At 45.2% G+C, this 16,896-nt stretch carries 15 protein-coding genes; 6 read left to right on the top strand and 9 right to left on the bottom strand.

Annotated elements, in window-relative coordinates:
- Positions 1-73 precede the first annotated feature (73 nt).
- Positions 74-1,435 (bottom strand): citrate/2-methylcitrate synthase, encoded by a 1,362-nt coding sequence (locus tag IGI96_RS09225; protein ID WP_010748638.1) that lies wholly within the window; start codon positions 1,433-1,435, stop codon positions 74-76.
- 235 nt (positions 1,436-1,670) lie between these two features.
- Here IGI96_RS09225 and acnA point away from each other — a divergent pair, with 235 nt between their 5' ends.
- From acnA to IGI96_RS09205, 4 genes are all read left to right on the top strand, one after another.
- Entirely contained in the window at positions 1,671-4,367 is a 2,697-nt protein-coding gene (gene acnA, locus IGI96_RS09220) for an aconitate hydratase AcnA (RefSeq protein ID WP_438785057.1), read from the top strand.
- Positions 4,360-5,610 carry an NADP-dependent isocitrate dehydrogenase gene (icd, locus tag IGI96_RS09215; RefSeq protein ID WP_086338961.1) on the top strand — a complete coding sequence of 417 codons (1,251 nt, stop codon included), beginning with the start codon at positions 4,360-4,362 and terminating at the stop codon, positions 5,608-5,610. The genes acnA and icd overlap by 8 nt, the downstream gene beginning before the upstream one ends.
- Positions 5,611-5,714: 104 nt before the next feature.
- A complete protein-coding gene (locus IGI96_RS09210) occupies positions 5,715-6,569 on the top strand; it encodes a helix-turn-helix domain-containing protein (protein ID WP_086338960.1) in 855 nt (284 codons plus the stop codon).
- Between the two features lie 105 nt (positions 6,570-6,674).
- Positions 6,675-7,214 (top strand): biotin transporter BioY, encoded by a 540-nt coding sequence (locus IGI96_RS09205; RefSeq protein ID WP_086338959.1) that lies wholly within the window; start codon positions 6,675-6,677, stop codon positions 7,212-7,214.
- Between the two features lie 91 nt (positions 7,215-7,305).
- On the opposite strand, the gene IGI96_RS09200 is transcribed toward IGI96_RS09205, so the two are convergent.
- The 6 genes from IGI96_RS09200 to IGI96_RS09175 all read right to left on the bottom strand — a co-directional run bounded on the left by IGI96_RS09200 (position 7,306) and on the right by IGI96_RS09175 (position 10,813).
- Positions 7,306-7,872, bottom strand: coding sequence for a nucleotidyltransferase family protein (locus IGI96_RS09200; RefSeq protein ID WP_086338958.1), 567 nt, complete (start codon positions 7,870-7,872; stop codon positions 7,306-7,308).
- A gap of 30 nt (positions 7,873-7,902) precedes the next feature.
- Complete coding sequence (locus IGI96_RS09195; protein WP_086338957.1) at positions 7,903-8,652, bottom strand: 3-oxoacyl-ACP reductase; 750 nt, start codon at positions 8,650-8,652, stop codon at positions 7,903-7,905.
- Positions 8,649-8,870: a DUF2829 domain-containing protein gene (locus IGI96_RS09190; protein WP_005227147.1), complete on the bottom strand. Its 222-nt coding sequence runs from the start codon at positions 8,868-8,870 to the stop codon at positions 8,649-8,651. The genes IGI96_RS09195 and IGI96_RS09190 overlap by 4 nt, the downstream gene beginning before the upstream one ends.
- 85 nt (positions 8,871-8,955) lie before the next feature.
- Positions 8,956-9,849, bottom strand: a complete 894-nt coding sequence (locus IGI96_RS09185) for a metallophosphoesterase (protein ID WP_074535382.1) — start codon at positions 9,847-9,849, stop codon at positions 8,956-8,958.
- Position 9,850: 1 nt separating this feature from the next.
- Positions 9,851-10,228 carry an iron-sulfur cluster biosynthesis family protein gene (locus IGI96_RS09180; RefSeq protein WP_074535383.1) on the bottom strand — a complete coding sequence of 126 codons (378 nt, stop codon included), beginning with the start codon at positions 10,226-10,228 and terminating at the stop codon, positions 9,851-9,853.
- A gap of 15 nt (positions 10,229-10,243) precedes the next feature.
- Entirely contained in the window at positions 10,244-10,813 is a 570-nt protein-coding gene (locus tag IGI96_RS09175; protein ID WP_086338956.1) for a GNAT family N-acetyltransferase, read from the bottom strand.
- A gap of 107 nt (positions 10,814-10,920) precedes the next feature.
- Here IGI96_RS09175 and IGI96_RS09170 point away from each other — a divergent pair, with 107 nt between their 5' ends.
- Together IGI96_RS09170 and IGI96_RS09165 are read left to right on the top strand one after the other, a co-directional pair.
- Positions 10,921-11,373, top strand: a complete 453-nt coding sequence (locus IGI96_RS09170) for a YueI family protein (protein ID WP_010748630.1) — start codon at positions 10,921-10,923, stop codon at positions 11,371-11,373.
- Between the two features lie 14 nt (positions 11,374-11,387).
- Positions 11,388-11,807: a hypothetical protein gene (locus tag IGI96_RS09165; protein ID WP_086338955.1), complete on the top strand. Its 420-nt coding sequence runs from the start codon at positions 11,388-11,390 to the stop codon at positions 11,805-11,807.
- A gap of 220 nt (positions 11,808-12,027) precedes the next feature.
- Here IGI96_RS09165 and IGI96_RS09160 read toward each other — a convergent pair whose 3' ends face one another.
- Complete coding sequence (locus tag IGI96_RS09160; protein WP_438785053.1) at positions 12,028-13,596, bottom strand: LysM peptidoglycan-binding domain-containing protein; 1,569 nt, start codon at positions 13,594-13,596, stop codon at positions 12,028-12,030.
- Positions 13,597-14,536: 940 nt separating this feature from the next.
- Positions 14,537-16,801: a bifunctional glutamate--cysteine ligase GshA/glutathione synthetase GshB gene (gshAB, locus tag IGI96_RS09155; protein ID WP_086338953.1), complete on the bottom strand. Its 2,265-nt coding sequence runs from the start codon at positions 16,799-16,801 to the stop codon at positions 14,537-14,539.
- Positions 16,802-16,896: the final 95 nt, after the last annotated feature.

Genomic DNA, 16,896 nt, shown 5'->3' with positions numbered 1-16,896 from the left:
TGGATGGTCGTATAAGCACTAGGATTTTGAACAAAACAAAAACAGCAGCGAGCTTCCTCCCTGCTGTTTTGATCTATCTTGACTCTATATCGATATATTCGCGATCATTTGACACTTCTTTGTAGGCGGGGCGCATGATTTTTTGTGCGTTGACCAGCTCTTCGATCCGATGGGCGGACCAGCCGACGATCCGCGCGATAGCAAACATTGGTGTATACAGTTCTTCTGGCAGATCCAACATGTTATAAACAAACCCGCTGAAAAAGTCGATATTGGCACTGACTCCTTTGTAGATTTTGCGCTTTTCATTGATGACTTGAGGAGCAATACGTTCGACCATCGTATACAATTGATATTCTTGCCAAGCTTCTGATCCTTTTTCTTGGGCCAGTTTTGCCACATAATTTTTAAAAATCGCCGCACGGGGATCGTTGTCGCTGTATACCGCGTGGCCCATGCCATAAATCAATCCTTTACGATCAAATGCTTCTTTATCTAAGACTGCTTCCAAATAGCTGCGGATCGCCTGTTCATCGGTAAGGTCAGCAACGTTGCGCTTCAAATCTCCCATCATTTCCGTCACTTTGATATTAGCACCACCATGTTTAGGCCCTTTCAAAGAACCTAGCGCTGCAGCAATCGTTGAATAGGTATCCGTCCCACTGGAGGTAACGACTCGTGTCGTAAAGGTCGAATTATTCCCGCCGCCATGTTCCATATGCAAAACCAGTGCCATATCCAATGTTTGGGCTTCTTGGAAGCTATATTCTTTCGTTGGACGTAGCATAGTCAAAATCGTTTCAGCTGTACTCAACTCTTCGGTCGGACGGTGGATATACATACTCTCCCCTTGATTGTAATGATTGTAGGCATGATAGCCGTAGATTGCCAAGAGCGGAAAGACACTGATCAGCATCAGACTTTGTTCCAATACATTTTCAATGCTGATGTCATCTGCTTGTGGATCGTAACTTGCCAGTGTCAAGATACTGCGAGATAAGCTATTCATGATATCAGAAGAAGGTGCTTTCATAATGACGTCACGAACAAAATTGGTCGGCAATGTACGTTTTTCTGCTAATAGGCAATGAAAGGCTGCAAGTTCTGTTTTGTTTGGCAGTTCGCCGAAAAGTAATAAATATGCAACCTCTTCAAAGCCAAAGCGTTTTTCATTGACGAACCCTGCAACTAACTCGTTGATGTCAATTCCGCGATAACGCAGCTCGCCACAAGCTTCAATTGGCTTGCCAGCAATGATTTTTTCTGGATAAATGGTGGAGATCGTCGTAAGCCCTGCTAAGACCCCCGTGCCATTTAAATCCCTCAGTCCACGTTTCACATCATATTCTGAATAAAGATTCACATCTATCAAATTGTATTTCTGACATTGCGATGCAAGATAGGACATCTTCTCTTTCTTTTCTAATCTTTCCACGGTGATGTTACCTCCAATCTTTCTACAAACTATCGACTACAATGTTATTTAACCGTATACAAACATCGTTAAAATAGTCATCCTATAAAATCGTTGCTTTTTAACAAACTTTCACACATTATAGCACGATGTTTAGAAAATGAAATATTTTTCATAAATTTAATTGATTTTTTAAATTATCAACGTATAATTATTCCTAATAAGTACGTTTATCTTCGTAAAAAGGAGGATTCTTATGAAGTGGCAATCTCAACTCACCGTCAATGATACGCAATACACGTATATTGACTTAGCGAAAATCACCCAAGACTTAGGGGCTGATTTATCTCGCTTGCCCTACTCCATTCGAGTTTTATTGGAAAGTGTTGCTCGTCATCAAGACGAGGAAATTACAGAGGATTATTTACCATTTTTAGCGAACTGGCAGGCAGAAACCCCTACTGGTGTCGTGCCATTCAAACCAGAGCGGGTCGTTTTGCAAGACTTTACTGGGGTACCCGCAGTCGTTGATTTGGCTGCCATGCGGGATGCGATGGTCGCTTTAGGCGGTGCCGCAGAAGACATCAATCCTGAGATTCCCGTCACACTCGTCGTCGACCACTCTGTGCAAGTCGATCAAGCCGGTACTCCTGGGGCGATCGCTTTTAATACGGAGCGGGAATTTGAACGCAATGCAGAACGCTATCAATTCTTGAAATGGGCGCAAGGTTCTTTCGACAATTTCGAAGTCGTACCGCCTGAAACAGGGATCATTCATCAAGTCAACATCGAATCGTTGTCTGATGTGATCTTGCAAAAAGCACACGAAGATCAACGACTGCTGTTTCCTGATACATTGCAAGGAACCGATTCTCACACCACGATGATCAACGGCTTGGGGGTTCTCGGTTGGGGGGTTGGCGGTATTGAAGCGGAAGCTGCGATTCTTGGCGAACCTTCTTTCTTCCCTACGCCTGAAGTCATCGGGGTGAAATTTATCAACGAGATGCCTGCAGGTACCACCGCCACCGATTTAGCACTAAAAGTAACTGAAGTGCTGCGGATCGAAAAAGTGGTCGGAAAATTTGTCGAATACTTCGGTCCTGGCTATCGTCATTTAAGTTTAGCTGATCGAGCAACGTTAGCAAACATGGCTCCCGAATATGGTGCGACTTGCGGTTTTTGTCCGATTGATCAAGAGACCTTGAACTACTTAGCAACGACCGGTCGCTCCAGCGAGCTGATCGAACTCGTTGCCGCTTACGCCAAAGCCAACCATTTCTTTTATGATGAAGCGATCGTGCCAACCTATACTAAGACGATCACCATCGATCTAGCAGAAGTTCAGCCAGCATTAGCAGGCCCTAAGCGCCCGCAAGATCGGATTTTGCTTCCAGCAGTCCGTCAGGATTTTGAACAATCGGTCACGGCTGCCGTCGGTCCCAAGGGCTTTGGTCTTTCAGAGGACGAATGGCAAAAAGAAGCCAGCGTTACCTGGCCAGATGCTGCACCTGACAAATTAGTGACCGGCGATATCGTCTTGGCGGCGATCACTAGCTGTACGAATACGAGCAATCCCTTCGTCATGCTCTCGGCAGGCTTATTGGCTAAAAAAGCCATTGAAAAAGGTCTGACCGTCTCTCGTACGGTCAAAACCTCCCTTGCACCGGGCTCCCAGATCGTGACCACCTATTTGCAAAACAGTGGTTTGCTGCTGTATTTAGAGCAACTCGGCTTTTATTTGGTGGGCTACGGTTGTACCACCTGTATCGGAAATTCAGGTCCTTTAGAAGCGCAGGTCGCTGAAGCAATTGAGGCAGAAAATCTACTGGTGGCATCGGTTCTGTCAGGCAATCGAAATTTTGAAGGAAGAATCCATCCACAGATCAAAGCCAATTATTTGGCTTCACCGCCATTAGTTGTTGCCTATGCCATCGCTGGCAGCATTCGCAAAGATCTCACAAAAGAACCGTTAGCTATCGTCAATGACGAGCCGGTGTATTTGTCTGATATTTGGCCTAGCAATGAAGAAGTCAATGCTTACGTTCAAGAGTACGTCGGACCAGAAGCATTTCGCGCTGCCTATGAGCATCTTTTTGATGCCAATGAACGCTGGAATGCGATCGAAACCACCACGAGCGCATGTTATGAATGGGAGGAGCAATCCACTTACATCGCTCATCCGCCCTACTTTGAAACATTGACCAAAGAGTTGCCTAAACCAGATGTCTTAGCTGATCTGAAAGTCTTGGCAAAATTGGGTGATTCCGTCACCACTGACCATATTTCTCCTGCTGGCAGCATCAGTATGGATTCTGCAGCTGGAAAATTTTTACAAGAAAAAGAAGTTCCGTATCGTGAATTCAACTCCTTTGGTTCGCGACGCGGCAATCATCAGATTATGATGCGGGGGACTTTCGGCAACATCCGTCTGCAAAACCAGCTAGTGCCTGGCAGTACTGGCAGTGTCACGCATTATTTTCCAACAGGGGAAACCCTGTCGATATTTGACGCAGCTATGAATTACCAAAAAGCTGGTCAAAGCTGTATCATTTTAGCTGGTAAAGATTATGGCATGGGTTCTTCTCGCGACTGGGCCGCCAAAGGAACACAATTGTTAGGCGTTAAAGTCGTCTTAGCAGAAAGCTTCGAACGAATCCATCGCAGCAACTTGGTCATGATGGGGATCATTCCGCTTGAATATCTTGCTGGTGAAAGTGCCGCATCGTTTGATTTGGACGGCAGCGAAACATTCTCGATCGCTTTGCCAGAAGAGCCAGTGGTCAAGCAGCTGATCGAAGTCACTGCGCAACGGATCGACGGCGGGACTGTCTCCTTTATGACCCGCCTGCGCTTTGATGCCCCTGCAGATATTCGCTATTGGAAGCATCAAGGAATTTTACCGATGGTCATTCGAAAAAAAGCTGAATTAGGAGGAACTGCCCATGCCTGACCAAACAACCCATGAAGCAACGACGATCACCATTCCTTACATTGCAGGAGACGGCATCGGTGCCGAGATTTGGCAGGCTGCGCAACCTGTGATTGATGCCGCTGTAAATAAAGCCTATGACAATCAACGCCGCATCGAATGGCTGGAAGTTTTAGCTGGAGAAGCCGCCTTTGAACAGACGGGGGAATGGCTGCCGCAAGCAACCATCGATACGATCAAGGCTCAACAATACGCCTTAAAAGGACCGTTGACTACCCCAATTGGCGAGGGCTTTCGCTCCTTGAATGTCACCTTGCGGCAAACGCTGGATCTTTATGCCTGTGTCAGACCTGTTCGCTATTTTACAGGGGTCCCTTCGCCTTTAAAACAACCAGAAAAAACCGATATGGTGATCTTTCGAGAAAATACTGAAGATGTTTATGCTGGCATCGAATTTGCCAAAGACGACGACGCAACGCAGCGTCTGATCCAGACACTGCAAGCAGACTTTGCTGTCAAGGCGATTCGTTTTCCTAAAACTGCCGCTATCGGCATCAAGCCGATCTCTTTAGAAGGCAGTCAGCGCTTGATCGCTGCTGCCATTGAGTATGCGATCGCTCAAAAGCGGCCCACGGTGACACTGGTGCATAAAGGCAATATCATGAAATTTACAGAAGGCGGCTTTAAAAACTGGGGCTATCAGCTTGCAGAGACCACATACGCCGACCAGTGTTTTACAATGAATCAATACAACAAAATCAAAGCAGAAAACGGCTCAAAGGCAGCCGAAGCCGCCCTTGCCTCGGCAAAAGCGGCTGGGAAAATCGTTGTTAACGACGTGATCGCAGACAACTTTTTACAACAGATCCTTTTGTATCCAGAAAAATTCGACGTCATTGCCACTTGTAATTTGAACGGCGACTACATTTCTGATGCACTTGCAGCACAAGTCGGCGGCATCGGGATCGCCCCCGGTGCCAATATCAACTACGCTACTGGGGCAGCCATCTTTGAAGCTACCCACGGAACAGCACCGGATATCGCAGGACTTGGCAAAGCCAATCCCTGTTCGCTGCTGCTGTCAGCGTGCATGCTATTAGAACATTTGAACTGGCCAGAAGCAGCTCAAATCCTAACACAAGCCATTGAACAAGCCTTGCAAAGTCAACACGTCACTGCCGACTTCGCGCAGTTGATGCCAGAAGCGGTCTGTTTAACGACACAAGCGTTTGGTGAACACCTCCTTCAGCTCATCCATTCGTAAACTCAAGCTGTGATTGAGTCGGCATTTGCCTGCTCAACCACAGCTTGATTGCGTTTCCACCTTTTGAGAAACTATACTTAGAGCATGAAAGGGGGAATTCATTTATGAGTGAATTCAACATGAGAAAAATCGGTCAGCAGATCGCTGCCAAACGCAAAGAAAAAAATCTGACCCAAAGCAACTTGGCAGACCAGTTACTTGTCAGCTATCAGGCTGTCAGTAATTGGGAGCGGGGCAACTCACTGCCGGACATTGAAAAATTGCCGCAGCTAGCAGCGATTTTAGACTTATCCATCGATGAGCTGTTAGGAAAGCCAGCAGCTGCGGTGCAACATTATCAAGCAGGAACCGCACAACCAGAAGAAATCGCCGAACTAGCTCCACTGATCAAACCGCAAGAATTGTCAGCATTGATTCAAGAAGAACCGTTTCAAGAAACTTCTTTAGACCTAGACTTATTGCCTAGGCTAGCACCTCATTTGACCAGCGCCGACTTACAACACCTGTTAAATGGCGCCGAGAATATCCCAGAAGAGGTACTGGAAGAACTCCTGCCGTTTTTGAAAAAGCCCCAAGTAGAAGAGCTCTTGAAAGGCAAGCACTATTCCATGGCTTTTTGGGAAGAGGCGGCGCCCTTTTTACCCCCCAACTTTTTGGCGGGAGAAATCAAAGGCTGGCTTGAAAATCCTGACTTCCGCTTTTCTGAGATTGAAGAACTGCTACCCTTTTTACCTGCGCCTTATCTGGATGAACTCCTGCTGACCGCCTTGGAACAGCCAAACGTTTCCGCATCAGAACGCTTGGCTTATGATGAAATCGAAGAACTGCTGCCGTTTCTGACAGAAGCAACGATCTGCCGGCTCGTTCAAGCACTGCCCTTCTCAACAGATGAGCTGGAAGAGATCGCCCCTTTCCTCTCCTCAAAGAACTTGATTGTCCTTTTTAAAAAAGGACACTAAAAAAACAAGATTCTTCTTTACTTTTGGTAAACCACCGTTTATAATTTCGTTAACCAAATAAACTAATTTCAGGTTAACGAAATTATTATTAGAGAGAAGGATTCGATGAAATTATCATTACGTGAACAAATCCATGCCGCTTTATTTGCGATCATTATTGCTGGTCTTTCCCAACTGACGATTCCATTAGGTTTGATCCCATTGACAGGACAAACCTTTGCGATCGGGCTAGCGGTGACTTTCCTCGGCACGCGAACTGGAACGATGGCGATCGTCATCTACTTGCTGTTAGGATTGATCGGTTTGCCCGTTTTCGCTGGTTTTTCCAGCGGTGTCGGTGTTTTGTTAGGACCAACTGGTGGCTATTTAGTTGGCTTCCTCTTTAATGGATTGCTTACTGGATTGATCGTAGAAAAAACAGCGTTTCACTACACAGGAGCAGTGATCGGCAATATTGTCGGTGCGCTGGCAACTTTGTTGTTTGGTACATTATGGCTGAAATGGAGCACGGGCATGGCATGGCCGGCTGCCTTTAACGGTGGCTTTGTTCTGTTTATTATCCCTGGGATCATCAAAGCCGTTGCCGCAGCTTATCTAGGTATCTTTTTAAGAAACCGCTTGGCGCAACCATTGGCTTTACGTTAATAAAAAACACTCGCGTCATATGCAGCGATTCCCATCAGTTAGCTTTTTCGTCTAACTTTTGAAAATCGCCGCATCACGCGAGTGTTCTTTTTTATTTCTTCCCTTCTTCAATCGAGAGCTGCGGCCAAATTTTCTGCCACTGCTTCATCGCTTGGCGTTGTCGATAAACCGCAAGATACTGTTCATTTTGGGCAAAATGCGGTGTTGGACGCACCCGAAAACTGCAAATATCCTGCCAGCCAAAAGGCGCCATCAATTCAAGCTTGCCTTGATTCATTCGTGCCGCTACCGCTGTACAACGCTCTGGAAACTTCGTTAATGCATCGAAGGTACTTGTATAAGGCGGCTCCTCGGCAAAATTATGTTGGTGCATCAACGCTTGGTTACGAACCTCCCAAGGAAATTCGGGAAACGAACGGCGCAGTTGCGCTTCGATCGCTGCTGTTTCTTCTATGCTTACAGTCGGATCATAAAACACGACATCAATATCGGTTATTGGCACCTCCGCTATTTTCCCACTGAGACACCCCCATAAATAATTCCGCAGGTACCCAGCACACAGCCAGCAATCCGACAGCTGCAACGCTTCAATGATCGTAAGCAGTTGTCGACATTCACGATTTTTTGCAAACAAGTTCTGGATCGCTTGTTCCTTCATTGGCGTCCTCCTCTAATGGGTTCAGGCTAGTTATTTCAAGGTCCAACCACCGTCGATGGGCACGATCGCCCCCTGCAAGTAACTAGCTTGCGGACTGGCAAGAAAAAGGGTCAGCGCTGCAACTTCTTCTGGTTGCGCCCAACGCTTGACTGGCGTCTCTTCTGCCACCCATTGCGCCATTTTCCCGTCACCGGCAAAATCAGCCGCATTCATCGGCGTTTGAATCGCACCGGGCGCGATGCCCTTCACCGAGATCCCTTGATCTGCAACATCCAACGCCAACTGTTTGGTAAACCCGACGATCGCGTGTTTTGCGGTTGTATAGGCGATCCCGCCCCCACCTGCGACCATTCCAGCGATCGACGCCATATTGATGATCGTTCCGCCGCAATTGGCTTGCATCAGCGGCAAAATTTCTTTCGTTAAATAAAACATGCTGGAGACATTGGTTTGAAATATCTCCTCCCACTCCATTGACGTCGTCTCAGCGATCGTATGATAGCCGTCAAGCTTTCCTGCTGTATTTAACAAGACTGTGATACCGCCAAAGTGCGTCACACAAGCTTGGACCGCTGCAAGACAATTTTCTTTCACCGCTAAGTCACAACATGTGCCGAAAAAGCGGGGCTGGGCTAAAAGCGAATCAGGAAACGATTGGCAGTCAACACCAAATACTTGAGCGCCTTCTGCAAGAAACGCCTCTGCTTGCGCTTTACCGATGCCTGAAGCAGCCCCTGTGACAAACACAATCGTTTTGTCATCGATCCACGCTGCCGTCATTCCACGATTTTCCAATCTTCCGCAAGAATGTCGCAAACAGTCGGTGCGAAACTCGAGAATCCCTCATCTGCTGTTTTGATCAAAAAGTAAGGGGTGACTGGGGCATTGTCGTACACTTCGCCTTCAACGAATGTCACATAAAGTTCAAAGCCGCCCCAACCTTCACGAATGATTTTTTTGCCGGCTTTTAATTCTGGTAAGATTTCTTCAAATGTCATGATTTTTCTCCTTTGCGTGTTTCTTCTAATGGTTTAAATTGCTTGGAAATTCAATCACGAAAACAAGCAGGACTCGTTTGCTGCGCTAATACGGCAGCAGCGTGATCGCTTGCGCCAATTCCTCTACAAGATGCGCCGTTTTATAGTCCTCAAATGCCTCATGATGGTTTCGCAGCAGCGTCCGAACTTTCGTTGGAGAATATGCTTCTGCTAAGTGATTTTCCAAAACGAAGCGTCGGGTCAACTGCCATTCATAATAGTAGCCGAAGGGACGGCAATAGTAGCTGGTTCCCGCAAGTTCTTTTTTCTCAAAGCGTCGATGGGTATGCCCAAAGACGACTGCCCGCACATTGGCGTACTGATCGATCACTGCGCCAAAATCAGGCGTCCCCAAAAACGCATTTAGGTGGTTCCAGCGGGCGTACTTGCCGGTCTGCCGCACAATAAACGCTTCTTGGGGCACAAAATGCGTAGAAAGAAGAATTTCTTGGTCTTGCGGCAAATGGGCCAATGTTTCCGCTAAACGCTCATTGATGGCTTGGCTGATCTCCTTATCCGATCCCTTTCGTTGAATCATGCGGTCATACCAAAACAAATTTTTCAGCCGCAAGATCTCAGCTTCACTGGTCAGATCAGAATATTGGTAGTCATACCAGCCATTGATTCCCAACAGCAGTGTTTTTTCTGATAAGCGATACGTCTGAAAATTAAGAAAGGCGGGATCATCGAAAGCCTCGATCTCTTGTTCCGTCAAGTCCACCATTTCATGATTGCCCCAGTGAAAGGTCGTTGGCACCTGTCGACTTTGAAAAAATGCGACCACGTCTAATAGCCGTTGTTTTTTATTCGCCACATCTCCTGCCAGATGCAGATGGGTCACCTGATTTTGCTGCAAATAATCAGCGATCAGCTGCAGATGGGGATCAAATAATTGGTTGATATCGACGTGCAAGTCGCTAATAACCGCCAGCGTGCCCATCTCAGCGGCCCGCCGTCTGCTTTTCGATCCGTAACAATTGGACATCGTTAGCTAAGATCCCGCTATTTCCCACCAATTGCAACCGTTGATAGGTCGGTTCCACCTGCATCCGAGTCTGTTCTTCTAAATACACCTGAGCCCCTTGCTTCAACCAAATCGTGCCTAAGGGTGTCGTTAAAGGGGTGTCGTAGATCGCCAATCCTTCTTCTGGATAGCTTTGCGGCACGATGATCAGGCGAAAATGGATGTCCAAACGGCAGGTGATCTCCGTTGCAGGAAACGGACCAACGCCGTCTTCAAAATCCAAGTAGAGACGATCACCTGGCTGCACATAAGGGGTTATTTTTTCAATTGCTGCTGGCTCAATGTTCAGTTCCATGACGAGAGCCCTCCTTTACATGATACGTTTTTTCCATTCCTCCAGGGTGATGCCACGCGTGACTTCATCGATGATTTCTTCACCCGATTTGCGGGCAGCTGGGATCGTTGCTTCCAATTTCATCCCAATTTTCTCCATGACCCGTCCAGACTTGGGATTTCGGTCATCATGTCGAGCAAAAATTCGAATCAATTCGAGTGTTTCAAAACCGAAATGCAGCAGTGCCATTGCCGCTTCTGGCATAATCCCTTGCCCCCAATAATCGCGACTCAATGTATAACCGAGCTCAGCGATCTCTTTTTCTGATTCTACCCGCAAATCGATGGTCCCGATCATTTTTCCTGAGTCTTTTTCTTCGATCGCAAATTTTCCTAAGGGTGCAGCAACAAAATACTCGGCGATGCGTAGTTTTGTTTCTTCAACCGACCCATGTCTAGCAAAGACGAAGGTCGTCGTTTCTTCATCATTTGCATAGGCAAACATGTCCGCTGCATCTGCCAAGGAAACAGGACGCAAGAGCAGCCTCGGTGTCTCCAACCGTTGATTTTCTGCTAACAATAGCAAATGTCGTTCTTTTGTTGTCATAGGATCCCTACTTTCTATCAGAACTCTCTCACGATCGCACCCCTCTTTTGCTATTTGTTGGATATGCTATAATAAGCATAAGTAAACGCTTTGAGGAGGATACTTCAATGTCAGACGAATTAGAAAAACGCCTTGATACAGGAATGTATGGGACGCCTCGCGTCAACCCAGATGAACAGCGCAAGTATTTAGGCACGTTTCGTGAACGGTGTTATCTTAGTATGACAGTAACAGAAATGAAGAAGAAGGACAACCAGAAAACGCTCTTGAACGCCTTACCAGATTATCAAGGAGCGCTCGTGCTGCTTAATGGAAAATTGCCAGAATCGATCCAGACCGATTACATCACTTTACTGACCAAGCAACAGATGGAATTTCGGATCGTCTCCGATGCCCAAGATGCCGGTCCAGACAGTATCGGCTTGCTGATTGCTGGGAAAGAAGCCGTCAATGAAGACGTCATCGATATCGAAAAAAAATTCCCTGCAGCTGCCGCTCCATCGGATAAAGAGCAGGAACAACCAGAGAAAACGTCATTTTGGAAACGTCTTTTCCATTAAAAGGAGGAACTATCATGGAACAATCAACACCGCCCTACCTTTCATTAAAGAAAGAACTGCTTGATGCTTTGGATCTGCATATCGATTTGTTTAAAACGGCACCCACGATCGAATCCAGCCATCTAGATGGCGTATTGTTCATGATGCGCAGCTTGGGTTTTATGCTGGATCGCGCTCCGAAAGTACTCCTGCTGGAGGATAAGAATGAAATGAACTTTATGATGTTTCAATATTATAGCCTCCTGTCGGAACTGAAGTACAATCTGGTTTTAAACTTTCCCTACGCCTCGATTCAAGGCGTACCGTTATTAACCTTGATCCAACGTTTTCCTACCACGTATGAAAAAGAAATGAAACAATGGTGGGAAGCCCGAACGGGTCTCAAGGTGGAAGAAACGAAACAAACGATTGAGATCGCTGCTTTTGAAGGATAAGAAGATAAAGAAAGGCTCACGATACTTCCTGCAGATAGAAAGTACTGGATATAATAGATTGCTAATGAAGCGAACCATAAAGCAGGACGATAACGTATCTCTCATGATTTCTTCAAATAAAAACCAGTCAGAGGCAGTTTCTGACTGGTTTTTATTAGTTTTAAGTTGTATTCTTCTTAATTTATATGAAACATCAAAGAATCAACTTAACTTTTTTTATTTAGTAAAAATCAACTGTAAAACCAATTGGATCTCCATTTGCATTTAGCGCTGGCCGAATAACAAAGCCTGTAAACTCTAAAAACTTCCCTTCAGCCCATAAAGAATATGCACTTGCACTCGCTTCTGCACTAGTAGCTGCAAAAATGCCGCTATTACCCAGATTGACTGGAGTATTCACATCTGTTTCGCCAGAGCCATCTTCTCCGCCATCTACATCCGTACCGCCACCATCGGTTCCGTTATCGCCACCGTCTACATCTGTACCACCACCATCGGTTCCGTTATCGCCGCCGTCTACGTCTGTACCGCCACCGTCGGTTCCGTTATCGCCGCCGTCTACGTCTGTACCGCCACCGTCGGTTCCGATATCGCCGCCGCCAGTTCCATGGCTTGATGTACCAAACTCAATGTAAATGTAATCACCTTCTGGATAAACAGCGTAGCCCTTGACTACATCAGGGTAATTCTCACGCAGCCATGCGGAGGCTTCTGTTGTGTTTAAGAATGGACCGACCCGCAGTTGTGTATAATATGAATTTTCATAGACAACGGTAATCGTAATTTCACGATCAATTGCTCCACCGTTATCTTTATTACCAACACCAAATTCAATATAGATATAATCACCTACAAAATGAACTTCATGCCCCTTAACTACTCCTGGATAATTTTCATGCTTCCAAGCAGTAGCTTCCTCGTTACTTAGGAATGGTCCGACACGTAGACGAGTATAATATGAATTCTCATAGACAACTTCAACTACAATTTCACGGTCAGTCGCGCCTCCATTATCAGGTGTCGGAATATTGAACTCAATATAGATATAGTTTCCTTCTAGATAGATTTGTAGGTCTGAAACTAAGCCAACATAGTTTTCAAGCAGCCATGCCGCCACTTCATCGGTAGTTAAGAATGGTCCGACACGGAGGCGTGTAATTTCTTCATTTTCTGCAACGACTGTCACTTCAAACTCTCGATCAGCTGGTGGATTAGTGGAACCATTATCTCCACCTGAACCATTATCCGTTGCTGGTGGTGTTGGCTTTGTGGAGCCATCTCCTGATCCATTATCTGTTGCAGGCGGCGTTGGTTTTGTTGATCCGTCTCCTGATCCGTTATCTGTTGCTGGAGGTGTCGGTTTTGTAGAGACATTTGATCCATTATTACTGTTTCCAGGATTTGTATTGCTTCCTCCCCCAATTGGTTTGGTCGGATCAATTTTGTCAGTATCTTGAATCACTGCTTGACTAATCGTATTACCCTCTGCATCCTTTAGAGAAACCACATTTCCATCAAACACTAATTTGTTGCCAGCATAAATCAAATCAATATTGTAAATATTATTCCATTGTGCTAGACGTTCGATCGTAATATTTGTCGCTTTACTGATGGCGCTAAGTGTATCACCCCAAACAATCGTATATTCATTCCCAGTAATATCAGCTTTGATTTGTTCGGGTGTTCTGGCAACCCATACGCTTGCGGAAATAGGGGATGCTGTTTCTTCTGATGCTGAAACTTGATTTGATAACGCACCAGCCGTAAAAATTGTTGCTAGTAATGCCAACGTTTTAACAATCTTACCATTAAATTTTTTCATTCCGTACTCTCCTTTTTTGTAATGCTATTATATTCAACTTATTACACACCATAACCTGATTAAAATTTCAGGATGGATCAGTATAATAAATTTAGTATACTTATCTACGCAGAAGGGCTCGTGTGAATCATAGCCCGTTGAAAGACAGAAAAGAGCGGCTAAAGAAAAAGTGATTCCTCGGTTGGAAGCACTAAAACCATTGATTTAAGCCTACGAAAAAAGCCTGCACACTGAATGAAGAACCGACAAAGCACTGTCAAACATTCGCAGGGATCGGAAAAAATCATCCATATCCTTTGTGTACCTATAAGGTGCTGCCAAAGGACCGTTCCGCAAATTCTTAAAGCAATGCGCCTATGTTTAGGAGTCACTCATCGAACCACAATCAGTTTCGGCTATAAAACCTGCCTTACTTCCTAATAACTTGAACATTGAGTATCGATTCAACTCCGTTTCCGATGATGAACTTTCATTTTTGATTCAATTGAAAACAATCTTTGCACTTCTTTTGTCAATAACAAAGATAAGAGAACCCGTCTGCCTTTGCCGCTTTTTTGATGCCAACCATTTTGTTATATGTAAAAGCATAGTTGAAAGACAATATCTATGTTCATATCTTTTTTATACATGCTGACCTAATTTAGCGGCTCTTCAAAAAACGATAGTTATTTAATCGTGTATAAAAAAAACTAGAACTTCCTTTCTTTAGATTACCAAAAATACAATTATTTTTCCAGTATTCCTATTAAAATAAATATTTTTTTGATAAATAAAGACAAAAAAGCGAGGGAATTAACTATTGTGCTAACTGTCAGATCAGGAATCAAACAACGATATAAAAAAAACTGCACACTTTGAAAGGAACTCTCCTTCCAAAGTGTGCAGTTCTTTGCTTTTTGTACTTCCATCAGCTCTCGAAGACTTCAGGGAACAACAGGCGTAAAACAGACATAGTTAAGCGTCGGCCTTTCCCGCTGTATGGATAAACGTGCATATGCATCGCTGGGTTGAAATTGGCTTCAATGATTCCATAAGCCCCCGGTTCATTGGCTTGCTTGGTTTTATCTGGAATAATCAGATCGATTCCGCTGATAGATGCTTGTAATGCGGCTACCGCATCGACTGCTACTTGTTTGTAATCATCGTTGAAGTCATCCGTCACATCGATAGAATCACCGCCAGTACTGATATTCGAGTTTTCTCGCAAATAAACGATCTGCCCCTCTTCGGGTACTGAATCCACTTGATACCCTTGCTCTTTTAACATCAGTTGTTCCAGTTCCCCTAATTGGATCAGTTCTAATGGGGTCCGATGATGGGTGCCGCGCAATGGATCAAGATTTTTCTCTGCGACGAGTTCCGTGATCGTGCGCTTGCCGTCACCCACGACATTGGCAGGGATACGTAGTAAAATCGCATCGACTCGCCCATCGATCACGAAGAACCGATATTCCGTCCCTGACAAAAAAGTCTCAACGAGGATCGAATCATCTTCCGCAAAGGCAATGGCGACCGCCGCTTGATAATCCGCTAAAGAGGCACCTTCTTTGAAAATCGAGATACCGATCCCATAGTTGGTGGTTTTCGGTTTTACCACAAACCCGCTGTGGGCAATCTGAGGATAAAACGCGATCGCTTCTTCTGCCGAAGCGAACTCAGCGCCACTTGGTACATGAAAGCCATTTTCGGCTAAGATTTTTTTAGTGACCGTTTTATTCGCCATGATCAATGGGACGATGTACTGATCCTTACTGGTCATATTGGCATTTTTAACATATTCGATGTGGTCTTTCACGGCTAATTTCAAGAATTGATCCGTTTCATCCAGTACCGTCACTTCGATTCCTTTTTGGATCGCATCGAACAAGAGAATCTGGGTCGACAATTCCATTGCTCGAAAGCCAGCTAATTGATACGGTTTTTCCCAAGCAGCTTGATGATACTTTTGTCCCAGCAATGTTGCTGTCTGCGCTTGACTGGTTGCTTGACTTGCTGAGAAAAGACGTCCCGCGAAGGTTCTTTCTGGTTCAGCCAGCATTTCTGAGAGCTGATCCAAAAATGGTGGATGCGGCAGCTCAAGGGCTTGGGCAAAGTCCATCATTTCAGTAATCAGCGCTTGCGCTTCTTGCTGATAAGTCAAAGGTGCAAGCGGATGTTCTAATGCGACCTGATCATTTTTCTGATTGCCCTCTTCGATCCACGCATCCGCATCGCTGCCTTCTTCTTTTGTACTTAAAAACAATAAGAAGAAATGCAAGAATGCGACTTGCTCTTTGGAAATCCCATAGCGGGCAAAGGGATCGATGTCAATATTTCTTAACTCAATATAACGGATACCCGCTGAGGCTAAATCTGCGACCCGTTTTCCCCCACGTAGACGCACTGGCGCATAAAATTCTTTTTCTTCTGAAAGCTTTCCCGTCTCCACTAATTTGGCAATATCTGCAAGATAGGTCTCTAACGAAGCGTAAGATACCTTGACGTCTTCGTGATTCGTGTACCCATAGCGGCTATTGCGAATACTACGGACTGGTTCTTGCGGTCCGTTTTCTGTCGTAAAATAATTGGCTTCTGATGCAGGAGTCGCCCCAAAGAAATACGTCAAAAACCAGCGATAGTGCAAATAATTGCGAGTTACTTTCAAATAAAGTGCCGTTTTAAACGTCTGGAAGCTTTCCTTCGTTTCAGACAAAGCATACAGCTGCTGCAAAAAGTCTTCCGCAAATTCGAAATTGAAATGAATCCCACTGACCATTTGCTTGCGGCGACCATATGTTTTGGCTAAATAGCGGCGGTAGAGCACATCTTCAAATTGGTCTAATTTAGCAATGACGATGTCTTCTTCTTTTTCTGGTAAAGCTGGTGGCATACTCAATGGCCAGAGCATTTCTTCTGCTGACATCGAACGATACGCCACATCATGAATAGCCCCTAAAAAACGGAACAATTCATCCACGGAATCAGCAACGGGCGTAATCAGTTCCAGTTGGTTTTCGGAAAAATCCGTTTGGATATACGGATGGAAGCGTCGATTGCCTAACGTTTTAGGATGATCGGTACCTGCAAACGTCCCATCGAGCCGCACCCGCTGCGCTTCACGCTCAATCCCGTAGCGTCCTTTCAATAAATAGGGAAAAAGCTCTTTATGTGATAACAATGTTTTTATTTTCATTCGACTGCCCTCTATGTTCTTCTACTAAATTTTTTCTCAAATGCTATTTCTTTCCATCTATTATAGTGAAAACTGGTGAAAAATGCAGAAATTTG

It is taken from the genome of Enterococcus sp. DIV0421 (assembly GCF_051713745.1).
In the GTDB taxonomy this organism is placed as follows: domain Bacteria; phylum Bacillota; class Bacilli; order Lactobacillales; family Enterococcaceae; genus Enterococcus_D; species Enterococcus_D casseliflavus.
The sequence above is the reverse complement of the archived record's forward strand: the minus strand, read 5'-3'. Positions and strand labels throughout refer to the sequence as shown.

Bases quoted from the DNA above. Each gene is read 5' to 3' on its own strand.
- acnA (WP_438785057.1), top strand. From the start codon at position 1,671: ATGAAGTGGCAATCTCAACTCACCGTCAATGATACGCAATACACGTAT.
- gshAB (WP_086338953.1), bottom strand. From the start codon at position 16,801: ATGAAAATAAAAACATTGTTATCACATAAAGAGCTTTTTCCCTATTTA.
- IGI96_RS09185 (WP_074535382.1), bottom strand. From the start codon at position 9,849: ATGGGCACGCTGGCGGTTATTAGCGACTTGCACGTCGATATCAACCAA.
- IGI96_RS09180 (WP_074535383.1), bottom strand. From the start codon at position 10,228: ATGGAACTGAACATTGAGCCAGCAGCAATTGAAAAAATAACCCCTTAT.
- IGI96_RS09210 (WP_086338960.1), top strand. From the start codon at position 5,715: ATGAGTGAATTCAACATGAGAAAAATCGGTCAGCAGATCGCTGCCAAA.
- icd (WP_086338961.1), top strand. From the start codon at position 4,360: ATGCCTGACCAAACAACCCATGAAGCAACGACGATCACCATTCCTTAC.
- IGI96_RS09205 (WP_086338959.1), top strand. From the start codon at position 6,675: ATGAAATTATCATTACGTGAACAAATCCATGCCGCTTTATTTGCGATC.
- IGI96_RS09175 (WP_086338956.1), bottom strand. From the start codon at position 10,813: ATGACAACAAAAGAACGACATTTGCTATTGTTAGCAGAAAATCAACGG.
- IGI96_RS09170 (WP_010748630.1), top strand. From the start codon at position 10,921: ATGTCAGACGAATTAGAAAAACGCCTTGATACAGGAATGTATGGGACG.
- IGI96_RS09190 (WP_005227147.1), bottom strand. From the start codon at position 8,870: ATGACATTTGAAGAAATCTTACCAGAATTAAAAGCCGGCAAAAAAATC.
- IGI96_RS09165 (WP_086338955.1), top strand. From the start codon at position 11,388: ATGGAACAATCAACACCGCCCTACCTTTCATTAAAGAAAGAACTGCTT.
- IGI96_RS09200 (WP_086338958.1), bottom strand. From the start codon at position 7,872: ATGAAGGAACAAGCGATCCAGAACTTGTTTGCAAAAAATCGTGAATGT.
- IGI96_RS09195 (WP_086338957.1), bottom strand. From the start codon at position 8,652: ATGACGGCAGCGTGGATCGATGACAAAACGATTGTGTTTGTCACAGGG.